15 protein-coding genes are annotated in these 12,987 nt (G+C 43.7%); 7 read left to right on the top strand and 8 right to left on the bottom strand.

The window, feature by feature from the left end; translation table 11 throughout:
* Positions 1–324: 324 nt before the first annotated feature.
* Genes AR334_RS19300 through AR334_RS19270 form a run of 7 tightly spaced genes read right to left on the bottom strand, consistent with a single transcriptional unit; the run spans position 325 to position 6,391 of the window.
* Positions 325–1,530: an Ig-like domain-containing protein gene (locus AR334_RS19300; protein WP_066315688.1), complete on the bottom strand. Its 1,206-nt coding sequence runs from the start codon at positions 1,528–1,530 to the stop codon at positions 325–327.
* The gene (locus AR334_RS19295; RefSeq protein WP_066315680.1) at positions 1,527–1,772 is read right to left on the bottom strand and encodes a hypothetical protein; all 246 of its coding nucleotides are present in this window, start codon (positions 1,770–1,772) and stop codon (positions 1,527–1,529) included. Before AR334_RS19295 ends, AR334_RS19300 begins: the two co-directional genes overlap by 4 nt.
* 12 nt (positions 1,773–1,784) lie before the next feature.
* On the bottom strand, positions 1,785–2,531 hold the full coding sequence (locus AR334_RS19290) for a hypothetical protein (protein ID WP_066315676.1): 747 nt from the start codon (positions 2,529–2,531) through the stop codon (positions 1,785–1,787).
* Positions 2,532–2,533: 2 nt separating this feature from the next.
* A complete protein-coding gene (locus tag AR334_RS19285) occupies positions 2,534–3,616 on the bottom strand; it encodes an ABC transporter substrate-binding protein (RefSeq protein ID WP_066315675.1) in 1,083 nt (360 codons plus the stop codon).
* An 18-nt stretch (positions 3,617–3,634) separates the two neighbouring features.
* Positions 3,635–4,447, bottom strand: a complete 813-nt coding sequence (locus AR334_RS19280; RefSeq protein WP_066315673.1) for an ABC transporter ATP-binding protein — start codon at positions 4,445–4,447, stop codon at positions 3,635–3,637.
* 2 nt (positions 4,448–4,449) lie between these two features.
* Positions 4,450–5,466, bottom strand: coding sequence for an iron ABC transporter permease (locus AR334_RS19275; RefSeq protein ID WP_066315662.1), 1,017 nt, complete (start codon positions 5,464–5,466; stop codon positions 4,450–4,452).
* A 25-nt stretch (positions 5,467–5,491) separates the two neighbouring features.
* Positions 5,492–6,391, bottom strand: a complete 900-nt coding sequence (locus AR334_RS19270; protein WP_066315660.1) for an Ig-like domain-containing protein — start codon at positions 6,389–6,391, stop codon at positions 5,492–5,494.
* A 446-nt stretch (positions 6,392–6,837) separates the two neighbouring features.
* Between AR334_RS19270 and tapA the strand changes: the two genes are divergently transcribed.
* The 5 genes from tapA to AR334_RS19245 all read left to right on the top strand — a co-directional run bounded on the left by tapA (position 6,838) and on the right by AR334_RS19245 (position 10,324).
* Positions 6,838–7,455, top strand: coding sequence for an amyloid fiber anchoring/assembly protein TapA (gene tapA, locus AR334_RS19265; RefSeq protein WP_066315657.1), 618 nt, complete (start codon positions 6,838–6,840; stop codon positions 7,453–7,455).
* 28 nt (positions 7,456–7,483) lie between these two features.
* Positions 7,484–8,047, top strand: a complete 564-nt coding sequence (gene sipW / locus AR334_RS19260) for a signal peptidase I SipW (protein WP_066315654.1) — start codon at positions 7,484–7,486, stop codon at positions 8,045–8,047.
* Between the two features lie 64 nt (positions 8,048–8,111).
* The gene (locus AR334_RS19255; RefSeq protein ID WP_066315650.1) at positions 8,112–8,660 is read left to right on the top strand and encodes a TasA family protein; all 549 of its coding nucleotides are present in this window, start codon (positions 8,112–8,114) and stop codon (positions 8,658–8,660) included.
* Positions 8,661–8,733: 73 nt separating this feature from the next.
* Complete coding sequence (locus tag AR334_RS19250; RefSeq protein WP_066315647.1) at positions 8,734–9,387, top strand: hypothetical protein; 654 nt, start codon at positions 8,734–8,736, stop codon at positions 9,385–9,387.
* A 70-nt stretch (positions 9,388–9,457) separates the two neighbouring features.
* Positions 9,458–10,324, top strand: coding sequence for a hypothetical protein (locus AR334_RS19245; protein ID WP_066315645.1), 867 nt, complete (start codon positions 9,458–9,460; stop codon positions 10,322–10,324).
* Positions 10,325–10,361: 37 nt separating this feature from the next.
* Here the strand turns inward: AR334_RS19245 and AR334_RS19240 are convergent, their stop codons facing one another.
* Positions 10,362–11,471 (bottom strand): signal peptidase I, encoded by a 1,110-nt coding sequence (locus tag AR334_RS19240; RefSeq protein ID WP_066315643.1) that lies wholly within the window; start codon positions 11,469–11,471, stop codon positions 10,362–10,364.
* Between the two features lie 226 nt (positions 11,472–11,697).
* Here AR334_RS19240 and AR334_RS19235 point away from each other — a divergent pair, with 226 nt between their 5' ends.
* Positions 11,698–12,294 carry a hypothetical protein gene (locus AR334_RS19235; RefSeq protein WP_066315637.1) on the top strand — a complete coding sequence of 199 codons (597 nt, stop codon included), beginning with the start codon at positions 11,698–11,700 and terminating at the stop codon, positions 12,292–12,294.
* Between the two features lie 271 nt (positions 12,295–12,565).
* Positions 12,566–12,979 carry a hypothetical protein gene (locus AR334_RS19230; RefSeq protein WP_066315635.1) on the top strand — a complete coding sequence of 138 codons (414 nt, stop codon included), beginning with the start codon at positions 12,566–12,568 and terminating at the stop codon, positions 12,977–12,979.
* The last annotated feature ends 8 nt before the right edge of the window (positions 12,980–12,987 follow it).

The following is a 12,987-nucleotide window of genomic DNA, read 5'->3' as shown; positions in this document are numbered from 1 at the left end:
AGCCCGCCTAAATGTAGCAGTTTTCATCAAAATTCTTACTGTTGATTAGGCATAAATGCGAGTTTATCAACGTTTTAGGCAGTTTCACTTAAACGTTTGTCTGACCGACATGCAATTTTGCGATAACGGAAATAAAAAGTCACTTGTGGCAGGGTTTTGGAACTGTTTAATCAATCGTTTGATTAGTTTGGAGAGGGGAAACAATTTGTTGAAAAAAGGGGATTGTTTATGAAACCAGCCAGTTATAAAATCGAGATTTCTCATAAGAAAAACAAAAGCGCTAATCCAATTTAGCGCTTTTGTTGATCTGCTTAAGATAATTTATTATCTACCCTTTAGCTGACGCAATCTAGGATAAAGAATTAGTCCAAAACCGAATAGGACTAGTAGCATGCCAGGTGCCATGAGATTATACATATTCGACGCGGTGGCTGGCAGTTCGTTGCCGGTATTTGTATTTGTTGCCTTGACAGGTGCAGGTGCAGCATCGTTTGTGTCAACCGTTGTTGGCGTTGAGCCGCCTCCAGTATTCACCGGTTGGTTTCCTGCACTTGGATCATAGGTTACATTTAATTCCGATGTAGACGTATTGCCAACTGCATCGGTCGCTGAAACAGTAATCTTGTTCAACCCTTTCGCTAGCACCAATTCATGACTGAATTCATTATTGGCACCAAGTTTTACGACTGTACCGTTTACGGTTACCACTGCATTCTCCTCGCTGCTGCCTGTTACAGTCAGTTTATCAGTGTTAGTTACCGTGTTGTTTTTTGGTGAAGTAACCGACAAAACAGCTTCATTGTCATAGGTAATTTCAAGTACCTTGCTAGTGGTATTATCAGAAGCATCCGTAGCGATAACAACGAGCTTATTTAATCCAGGTGTCAGCCCCACTTCCTTGGTAAACACTCCAGCCTCATCAACAGCGGCATTCAATCCATTAATTGTTACGGTGCTTCCAGGTTCGGTGGTGCCGGAAACCGTAACTTTGTCTCGATTTGTAACGGTTGACTGATCTAGCGTACTAACTGTCAACCCCGGTGGTGTAATTTCAGTTTTAACTCCAAATGATACTGTCTCTGGAGTTCCTAACTTGGAGCCGTTATTGGCCGTTAGTGAAGCATCTATCGTAATCTTGTAGTTTTCACCAAGAGTTAAAGACTGCTTTGGTGTAATAAAAATATTTCTTTTTTCATCGGGATTAACTTCCTCGGGGATTCTGCTGACGTCGATGTCGACGCTGTTTCCTAGTGAATCATCCAGGGTGATGGCTTTACTGTTTGTTTCCCAATTACTAACAACATTCCTATCGAAAACTAATTTAATGGTCGAATCCGGACCAACATTCTTATATCCCTTGATGTTTGTTTCTGTTGTCGAAACACCATTTGTAATCGTAGTTAAATATGCGGCTTCAAATTTTAAAGGATTGGAACCCCCGCCGCCTCCAGCTGCAAATGTCAACGAATAGGTACCAAACAATAATAGAAGTGCCAACACGGTGGCCATAAAATTCTTCAATAATTTCATTCTGCTTTCTCCTCTAAAAGCGAATTTGGAAATTGCTTATAACACGTAAACCCTTCCGGATGCCAGCGGCGGTAACGGCAGTTGTAGCAGGTCGTCTCATCCTCATAGACAATCTCGTCTTCCACGTCCAGTTGAAACGCCGGGCAGTTTGTTGCTAGGGAGACTGCGGCCGCATAGACCTCCGCCAGCACTGCATCCCCGACGAAGATTTTCCCTCCGTTATGTACCTTGAAATAATTCATATGCCCCTCCTGCTAATATTTTTTTAGCGTACCACCCGAACAAGGTTGCCATTTTTGCACGCCATCGATTTCTGCCGGCTCCACTAACAATACGGACTGATGGTTGAGGAACACGCTTTTTAACTTTTCGCCAAGGACAATTTCTTCGGCTAAATCAAGTACGAACCCATCCTCTGTTCGAATAAGCTCAATCGTTGTTTCATCGAGGATTTCTTTGACCAGCACGGTCTTGCTATCGGAACGAAGCTTATGGTTCCCCTTGAAGCGGCCGTCATTGCCACTTAACCGAAGGCCTACTCCCGCCAAGGCGCCAATGACTCCTTGTCCGGTGCCACCGTGTTCGGACAGATGGACCGATAACGATTCCGCCAGCCCATAGGCTTCCTGCTTCGTCATCACTTCGCGTTTCGCCCTAAGGCCAAATTGAACGATCTCCTGCTGCTGAATTTGCGGCAACTGTTCAGGGACAAGAATGCAAATTCCCGGGTCGGACCCTTCCGCACTCTCTCTTTCTAGCAGTTGGATTGCTGCCGCTTTAACAGCTTCAAGCGCGTCGGCATCGATATCGGCGGTAAAGCACATCGAGCTGTTATGGGAGGTATATGGGACATCGGGATGCACAAGCAATTGGTGGCGGGTAATGCTCGAGCATGTCCCCCAGCCATTTGACTCTATCAAGCTGGCAATTTCTTGAGCAATCGAGCCTGTGCCTTTGCTATCAATATTATCTGTATCATCAATACATAAATAGAGTTTCATTATCATCCATTTCCTTTCGGTATGCGCATATTTTTTCCTGATAGTATTTTGTCCGTTAACACAGGGGTTAGCTTAAAGTTGAAAAAATCCTGATAGAACGAGGCGGTCACCTCTTCCAAATCCGTATCTGCGAATTTGTCTGGATACAAGGTTTTCGCTGTCCACAGAATCGCCAGCGGTGTTTCCAGACCGCCCGGGTGACCCCAGCGGGAGACGCCATTTGGCAGCAGAAATACCTTGTTATTTTTCACGGCCTGTAAGGTCTGCCACTGCGGGCTATCCAGGATGTATTGATCGACTCCGGACTCGTTAACCAGAATAACATCCGGATCCCAAAGCAGAATCTGTTCCAGCCCGGCAAAATATTTATTCTCCATCAGCTTGAGCTTTTCTCCCGTGGACACGTTGATCGCTCCCACTGTTTTGATCCATTCGGCCGGCAAGGAGTCGGCTGTATCGGTGCGGGTTGCTTCGTTGACAGAGTGATAGACTCGGATTCTGTCTCGTTCCGGGATATTCTTTACCTTTTCTGACACCTGCTCAATCACTTGGTTATAAAAATCATTGAACCTCTTAGCCTTCTTCGCTTGCCCAATCGCTTGGCCAATCATCTCAATCGATTGCTGTTGCTCTTTGATGCTGTTGAAGTTGACGACGAGGTAAGGAATCTTTAGCTCTTCCAGTTTTCTGACCTCACCCTTGTCAGTGTCCGTTGACTCTTGAATGAAGACCAGGTCCGGATTGCTAGCTGCCAGCTCTTCAATATTCAATTTTTCATTGCGGGTCGGGACCGCCGCTTTTAGGATGGCCGGATTGATTTCTGTTAAAAGGTTGTCACGCTGCAATCCGCCATTGACGGCAACAATTTTTTCACCTTCCCCAAGCATCGTGACGACATGGCCCGTGAAGGCATAAAGGGTCGCAATCCGATTGACTTTCTTCGGTACGGCCACCTCCCGCCCCAAATAATCGACGACCGTGACTGTGTCCTTGGCTACTGTCTCAGCCGATGACTCTCCAGATGAACAAGCGGATAGTAACAGGATCAGACAGAAGAGGGCGAACAGTATTTTTTTCTGATGCATGCTGTAATAATCACCTCCCTAGTTGGTTGACACTTCGATTGGTATGAGCCCGCGCACCAGTTTTTCATCTGGCGTTTTAGCGGTCATTAATTTTGCGTGAATCTTAAAGGTATGGAGCATATTCGCTTCCGTTAACACCTCAGCAGGTGAGCCAACATACTCAAATGCCTGATGATTCATGAGCGCGACCGTGGTTGGAATCCCGCTATTCTCAAAATAAAAGGCATGGTTTGGAAAGTGAGTCGCCATAACAACTGAGATATTTTTTTCCTTCATTAACTTCACAATCGTCTCCAAGATAATCAGTTCATGGCGAAAGTCCAAGTGCGCCGTTGGTTCATCCATCAGAATAATGGAGGTTTCCTGGGCCAGCGCCCGCGCCAGCATCACTAGCTGGGTTTGCCCGCCACTCAGTTGGGTATAGGGCTTGTCCCTGATGGGCGCGAGCCCCAAGGTCTCGATGGCCGACTCGGCGATTTCCATATCTTCCTTGGATGGTGCAGAAAACGTACCAGTATATGCGGCTCGGCCCATAAGAACAATATCCTTCACTGTATAAGGGAAGTTCTTGGTGTGGCCCTGAGGGACATAGCCAATCTGTTGGGCCCGTTCCGCAGGCCGATATGTATGGATGGATTGGTTATTTAATAGAATTCGTCCCTGGGACAGCTTTAAATACCCCAGGATACATTCAATTAAGGTTGATTTACCGCAACCATTAGGGCCAAACAGGCAAAACATATTGCCACTGTCCAGCTCAAAGTTAATATTTTCAAAGATGGTGGTCTTACCATACTGAAAGCTGGCTTTTTCTATTTTTAGCAATGACATGTTTATACCCAGCCTCCCGCTTTTCTTTTTAACAAATAGACAAAAAATGGAGCGCCGATAATCGCAGTCAGGATACCTAACGGGATTTCCGAGCCGCTGATGATGCGCGACAAGTTGTCGACGAGCACCAGGTAGCAGGCTCCAATCGACAGGCTGACCGGAATGAGCAGCCGGTTATCGTTGCCGACGAGCATCCTGCTGATGTGGGGGATAATTAGCCCGACCCAGCCGATGATGCCGCTGACACATACCGCGCCCGCCGTTGCCAGGGTGGCACAGGCAATCAATATCCCTTTTAGGACCCCAAGATTCACACCGAGTGCCCTGGCTTCCTTATCGCCCATTGATAAAATATTGATTCGCCAGCGGATGGCCACCAGCCCGGCGATGCCCACCAGCATCGGCACCCCGGCTATCATAATGTCCCGGTAACTGGCCGATGCGAGGCTGCCCATTAGCCAAAAAGTGATTTTCGGCAATTGGTCGGTCGGGTCCGCCATATATTTCACCAACGAAATCAGGGACGAGAACACGGAAGATACAATAGTTCCGCCCAGGACCAGCATGATGGCCGGCGTTGTATTGTAGCTTCTGCCAATTAAGTAGCTTAATAGGACGGCTAATATACCAAAACCGAAGGCGAACACGTAAATCATCAGACTATTATTAGTAAAAATCAGGATGGCAAGTGCGGCGCCAAAGCCGGCCCCGGGACTGACGCCAAGGATGCTGGAGCTGACCAGCGGGTTTCTGAAAACACCTTGAAACGCCGCTCCGCTGACGGCAAGACTTGCACCAACCAGGGCGCCCAAAATGGAACGGGGCAGCCGGATGTTCATGACGATGGATGCTGCCGTATCCGGTGTGCCAAGGCTAGTTACGCCGAGTTGATTCAGGATGACCGCCATCACCGTTGTCGGTGCCAATGGATAGCGGCCCAACAGCAGGGAGATGAATATGGCTGCCAACGGCGCCAGCAGTAAACTAATGAAGAATATCGACTTTTTGATTGAGTTCACCTGCTTCCATCGAAAAAGATGTTTCCTATTTTGCTAGTTTCTTTTTTCTATAAAGATAAATGGTTCCGGCGGCAATCACGATCACCAGGACAATCCCCGTTATCAGCCATAGAGAGTTTGTTCCATCGCTTTGTTGGTTTTCGGCTGTCGCGGCAGAGGATTTCGCTGCTGTATAGGGCACATGTTTTTCTGTCTTTTCCTCATTAGCCATTACTTTTTCTTCCATGTCTGCGGAAACCGGCTGGGTTTCGGCCGCAGAAGTGTCTGTGGCGGCTTGGGTTTCCGGCGTTAGCTGCTGTTGTTGTTGAGCATCAGGACTTTGCGTTTTCGCTGTATTGTTGGCTGGTGTTGAGCTGGTTGTGTTGGATGTGCCCGAGTTTGCTTTGCTGCTGTCCGGTGCAGGTGTCGCCGGCGTTTGCGCTGGTGGTGCCGGATTGGTGTTAGCCGCTGCCGGTTTTGAACCTTCTGTTGTAAAGGTTATTTTGGTTTCTTTACCGGTTGTCACTCCACTTTTTGATTTAAGGGCTGAACTAATCACCAGAGTATAGGTAGTCCCCGGTGCCAGGTTTTCATTTGGAATAATGACGGCATCATTCCTGCCTTCAGGATTAATTTGATCATCGACAAAGATGACTTTGATTAGAGCAGCGGCCCCGGTCTCGCTAAGCAAGGAGAAACATTTCCTGTTATTGTCGCTCACGGTCATGTTGACAATATTTTTGCTGAAGGTCAGCTTGATTTCCGGTTTTAGCGGTACCCCAGTGGCGCCATTTTGTATCGAGGAGGAAACCATGTATAACGGCTCACTCTTCCCGCCGCCAGTGCCATCCCCTTCAGCAGAAGTAATTTGACCGGTTAAGAGGCCTGCAATGATGAAAAAGGAAAGCAGGACTATTAATCTAGTTTTCTTAAGGTTCACTAGCATAAATCAACATCACGTCCTTTGTAAAAATTGGGCAGTATTTTCTTAGATTTACCATTATATCCAATATAAAAAATATACCTATATGATTGCAATGCTTTTTGTCACAAATCATTAAGTTTTGTTTGGTTTTGTTTGGTTTTACATGGTAGCGTGTTGTTTTGTTAGGTTTGGTTGGGTGAGATGAGTGGCCAAAATGAACAGGAATCCCCACTCTGCCTCATCCGAAAGTACCAGTCCCCTCTCTAAATACCCTTCTTGTTTGCCTCTTAGGTCACACTCGTCTACTCCCAAAGTTTTTTTCGTTTAAACCAAAGGGATTAGTAAAGATTACTCTGTGGTGTGAAGAAATCCATTTTGAAAATAGGTAATATTAACCATGTAAAGAACAACGTTAGCCGATTGATTTTGAGACTACATCCGTCGCAAATAAGGAATGCTATCACTATTTGTTCTTTATATTGAATTATTTACATCCCTTAAAGGAACAAAGGCTAGGGGGGAGAGCAATCAGATCTACTAGATTAAGGAAATTTAGAAAAAAGCATAAAAGCCTGTTGTTCATTTGGAAATCAGGATTAGTCTGGTACCTTTTCATATTCTCTGTCCTGAACTTCTCCCATCAACATACAAATGCCATTTTTATCGGGCAAGCGGAAACTGAATTTTCATTACAAGCAGGTACATGGTGGGATAAAAGCTCTCTAAAATTTACCAATGAATATGGCGGGGATTGTAATGAAATTTTTGCCTACGTCAGGAATGCCGGATCAGGCGATATGGGCCTGCAATCAAAATATTACGTTTACTATAGTCCGACAGGAAATCCAGTAAACCCACAAGGGATTAGCGGCCAACTGGTTTTTACAGAAGGTCTAATATCAAAGATGCCGGCTAATAGCACTCCTATACGGCTTGCATATAAGCCAAAGGATCCAGGATTTTATAAGTTTGTTGCTTTTCAGCATCCCAATAAGCCTGGTGAAAATGGCCATTCGCTTACTGTCGAAGGAACACCGGTCATTTTCAGTGAGTTAATCAAGGTCGGGAAGTGCATGAAACCTTAATACAACTATTTTGGGAAAGGAAATGAGAATGAAAACATTCCAAAAATCGGCAAGTAGAATATCTTCCATTGTGATTTATGGATTCCTAATTTGCGTGATATTCATGATTGTTTCTTCAAAAATAGCCGGAGGGACTCCGAAGATCTTCGGTTATGAGGTATTAACCGTGTTATCCGGTTCGATGGAGCCAGGTATAAAAACCGGATCCATCATTGCGGTCAAACCAGTCAATGATCCTACCAAACTGCAAAAAGGGGACGTTATTACCTTTAAAGCTGCAGATAATCCCAACATATTAATTACCCATAGAATTACCGAAGTGCAAAAAGTGGATTCAACGGTTCAATACGTGACAAAAGGCGACAATAACGATGCAAAAGATCCTTCACCTGTCACAACTGACAGAGTGGTTGCTGAATATAAAGGATTTACGATTCCGTATGTAGGTCAATTTATGGCTTTTCTGCAATCAAAAGCGGGAGCGATTTACCTGCTTATCGTTCCAGGAGTTCTCATGATCCTTTGGTCCATCTTTAGTATCTGGAGGGCAATTTCCCAAATTGAATCAAGTAAGGAAACACCGGTTGGCTGAATCTCCTAAAGGAGTTCACATAATAAAATCCCGAATAGGGGCAGGGGAAAGAGGAGGAAATAGAATGAGTCTAAAGAAAAAAATGGGAGCAGCATTGTTTACAACCGCAATGGGAGCAGCATTAATTGGTGGGGGAACGTTTGCGTTGTTTACAAATGAAGCAACCAATGCTGGGAACACCTTTACAGCAGGGAAAGTAATTATTTCGGATGCAACGGGGGGAGCGGCCCTTAGTACAACATCTTTTATCTCAAATTTAGCTCCTGGAGACACTGAAAATGCCACTGTAACTGTTAAAAATGATGGGAATTTAGACGCGTGGGTTAAAATTGAGGGTGTTACAACAAATAAAGATGATATTGCTAATAATGGGGTGGGAGATTTATTTGAAGGGGCTAATCCGCTACAAATAACACATCAAGCCACACCTGTACTTATTCCACATGGCGAAAGCAGAACATTAACTGTAGGTTATAATTTCCCACGAGAGGCAGGTAACGAATACCAAGGAGATACTGGCTCAGTAACTTTCAATCTGAAAGCAGTTCAATCGCGTAATAATACTCTTGGTGATAACTCTGGACCTGTATCTTGGAATGAAGCTGGTAACTAAATTGACTTAATAAAGAGGATGGTTTAAAAACCATCCTTTTTTTAAAATATGTTCTGGTTGATGGAGGATTAGGATGAATATAAAAAAGAAACTACTGATTCTATCAAGTACTGGGGTCTTAGGTATTGGACTGGTAATTGGTGGAGCAACATTTGCATTATTTACTTCCTCTGCATCAAATACAAATAATTCTGCTCATGCGGGAACAGTAATTATTGATATTGAACGAGATCAAGGTGATTCAATTCCTGGTCCCATGTTTTATACAAGTACATCTGATCCAACTGGAAAATTCCCTTACGATATTCGTAAAAACCAATATGCCCCACCTGGATCTGAATCTCTAGGTGGAATGGCACCCGGAGATAAAATGACAAGAGCCTTGAATATATACAATAAAGGTTCTCTTGATGTTGTTGTTAAACGACTAAAAGCTACAGTCAACCCTTTAGGTATTACATCAGGATCTGCATATGAGCAATTCATCCAAAAGCTTAATGTTAAAGTAATGTATCCTGCACAAGACAAGGTTCTTTACGATGGTAAATTGTCTGGATTGTTAAATGGGGAAGTTGGTATATCTCCTTTTTTAATTGCTACTGCCCCAAGTGGAGCAGCAAACATTACATTTACGGTAGAATTAGATAAATCTGCAGATAATTTAATTCAAGGCCAGACATTTGTTTTTGATTTTAGATTCTATGCTGAACAAGAAAGGAATAATTAATCCCTTTAAAAGTTTAGTAAAAAAACCGTGGCAACTATATGGCCACGGTTTGAGTATTGAGGAGTTCCATATGAGACTATTTAATTTTACTAGTATTAGTATCTTTTTTGTCGTTTTTACAGCATTATTGTTGGCCTATTATCCAATTACATCTACAAAAGCCGACCAAACCACCTACACAGTTGACATCTCCACCTCCCCAGCCAATGGATTTCTTATTGCCAATAACCTTGCTCCGGGGGACAAGAAAACATCCGTCTTAAGGGTATTGAATAACGGAAACCTAGACTTTAATTATTCCGTTAGCTCGCGTCAGGAATCCGGAGACCTGTCATTGTATAATCAGATTCTATTAACCATCATTGATGGTCAAGGCAAGCTCTATGAGGGACCCCTTGCTGGTTTAAGTCAGTTTGCATTAGGCACAATTGCTAAGACAGATGGCCGGGAGTTAACGTTTACAGCGCAGCTGCCCTTAACTACAGGAAACGAAGCACAAGGGAAAACAACAACGATTGCCTTTGATTTTTCCGCAATCGGACATGAAGAACAAATCCCCATTGGGGACCAATGCTTTGAGCCACCATTTAGTAACCGTAATTTCACGTTGCACAATAAATCCTCGTTGCCGATTAAGTTTCATTTACGGGATGAGTACGGACATTTAGAAAATGAAATCTTGCAAAATGTACGATTGGAAGTAACTGGCCCTTCTTTTAGTGGTGGACTCGTTACCTATGCATTTATTACGAAAGATGGAACCTTGGATTTTCAGAGGGTGGATGTTCCTCATTATCACGCCAGGTTTTCCACGTTCGATTATCCTGTTGTGAATGACCAATGGTACACCGCTATCGTTTATGTCGATAATAAAGAATACTGTAAGAAGACATTTCAGGTGCTGAAAAATGGCAATCGATCAAATGCTCCAAATTGAGGCAGGGGGCCGTTCTTGTGCATCAGACCCCCCTGCTTCAAAAGATTCTCTGCAATTTCCTCGTTTTCTTCCTAATCACACTGAGTGTTTTCCGTCTCATTTTCCCATCGATAAAGGGATATAGTATCAGTGGCAACCCCGGGATTAACGATACAATCGCTAATGCAAGCCAATAGCTTTTTTCAGCAAGGAAGTAGATTATGGCGGCGGGTAGAAGTGGGAAAAATAATCCAACTTTAATGGTGGCCTTATACCTGCCGGGAACTTGTGCGGTTACGATGTAAGAAGTGTTGATTTGCTGCCCCTTTGAAAGGGTGAATTTTTGATGGCTTAATTGAATTTGCTTGTCATTGGTCGTGATTACCCCGATTAATGGAAAGATTCCCTCATTCTTGATCTCGGATAAATCTCGTGAAACGGAGTCACCAATCTTAAGCATTCCAACATCACTGCCCACTAAAACTCCTTGGCTTTGTTGAGAAACTTCATAGATTTGATTCAATGTATAGCTGGAAGCAATCATCGTGCCGCCGACAATGATAGAAATCGATAATCCGCCAATCAAATAGATAAGCGGCAGCTCCATTCCTTTTCCTTTGCTTCTCTTTTTGCGTTTTTGCCCAGGCTTCAATTCCCCAATAGCAATAATGATTCCAAGAATTAATGCGAAGGCAGGTAACACGAGAGGATTGCTCTGGTATTTTTCCAGCCATAATGATAGGTAGCCAATTTTTTTAAAAACAATGGGCTGGTCCCCCATCATGACGGCCTTACCAGCAATCCAGCTTCGCTTAATCTGCCCTGTTTCATCTGTCTCTTGATCTGAAAATTTGTTGGCATCCCCTTTGGTGAGATAACCATCCTTTGCATTGCCGCCGATCACTCGATGGGCAATCCAGCCCTTTGTGGCCAGGCTTCCGTTTTCCGCTTTAAAGAAAATTATGTCTCCATAGAATATTGTCTCTTGTTTTGTCAGGTTATCAATCATCACCATGTCCCCCCGTTCCCAAACAGGGTACATGCTATTCGAACGAATGACGGAGAGCAGAATCGGTTTCTTTGTAATCGCTGATCCTACTGCTGCCACTAAGGTACATAAGACCACAACGGCTAAGGTAATATTGAGAATTTTGGAAGCTAACTTCATTCAATTCCTCCTCCATCCTCATTGTATGGCAATTTCGGCTAAGAAAAAGCCTCCTAAAGTATAATTCAACTGGTACGAAGGTATACCATGAAACTAGTCAAAAGTAGATGGTCAAGGTAAACAAATGATATCGAAAAGTGCACACCAGAGAGTGACGAAAAGAAGCAAAAAACCTCCTATACTAAAATTGTCAAGTAAAATAGTAAATTTAGGGGGGAACTAAATAGTGAAAATGAAAAAAGGATTATTAATGGTCGTGCTCCTGCTTGCCATCTCAAGTGTAATGGCCGCCATGTCTTATAATAAGGCAACAGTAACTAATGCTGCCGAGCTGAAGATTGTCAATACGGATAAGGCGCTAGTAACTCTACAAGCGGATGCCCCTTGGTCATGGGAAAATAAGGTCGGCGCAAAAGATAAGACAACGGTTATGAAGGACGGCGAGCTTTTCTTCCAATTTGGAAAAGGAATCAACGGCGGGACTGGGGCAGAGGAATTCCACGGCCTACAGCCAAACAGTGAGTACAAATGGAACCATGTGTTTACAATTCGAAATAAATCAGCCGAGACCGTGAAAGTAACAGTTCGGGCGACAGGCGATCTTGCAAAATATGTGACATTTGGATCGGGAACGAGACCGGGCACGGAACCGGCTTGGGGAACAAAGGGGCAGGCATATGTATTTGATAATGTTGGTCCGGAAATCAAATCTGGTATGCAAAATATTAGGGATGTTGCTGTGAAAATTAACATTCCAAAAGGGGCCAATGTTTCACCACAACAGGTATTGGGATCGATCGTTGTCGAAACGGAAGCAAAATAACCAGCGAATAAAAGGAAGAATCAATGGACTGCCGTTATTCTTCCTTTTTCACATTAATAATGTTTTAAAACATTCGTTAAAATTACAAAAATTTACAAAAATAGTAACAACCGTGCACTAGGAAGTAACAAAATTTTCTGCTGCCCCTAGTTATAATAGACTATGAATGTTTGAAATATTATGAGTATAGACCTAAAATCAGGCAGCTTGAATATACAAACTGCGGGGCAGACGACCCTGATTAAATTTGGGAATTCAGGAGGGGAATGATTTGAAACTAATATTTTCTTTATTAGTTATCTCTTTATCCATTTCCCTGCTCCTCATTCAGAGTCATAGTTTTACCACAGCAGAAATAAGCAGCGAGGCCATCCTAACTGTTGTTCCTGAGGAAAACGCCCTTATTGCCATCACCTATGGAAAAAATAAACGGCTTGTGGTAACAAATAACACAGGAAATACCATAGAAATAGAAAGCATCGAATGGCTCGGCAGCCCCAATTACAGGATCATTGAAGTTGGTAAAAATGATGCCAACTTCATCATGCCGGGTACGATAAAAGAATTTACTTTGACTGGGGATCCAAAGCAACTGAGCGGAGGCGTCATTAAAATAAACGTCCGCTGGAATGGAGGAAGTGCGGAACTGACATCCACCATTCCTGAACTTATTAAAGAAACGTAGCGAGGTGC

The sequence above is a fragment of the Bacillus sp. FJAT-29814 genome, from assembly GCF_001510715.1.
In the GTDB taxonomy this organism is placed as follows: Bacteria; Bacillota; Bacilli; order Bacillales; family Cytobacillaceae; genus Neobacillus.
This window is presented reverse-complemented; position numbering and strand designations above follow the sequence as displayed.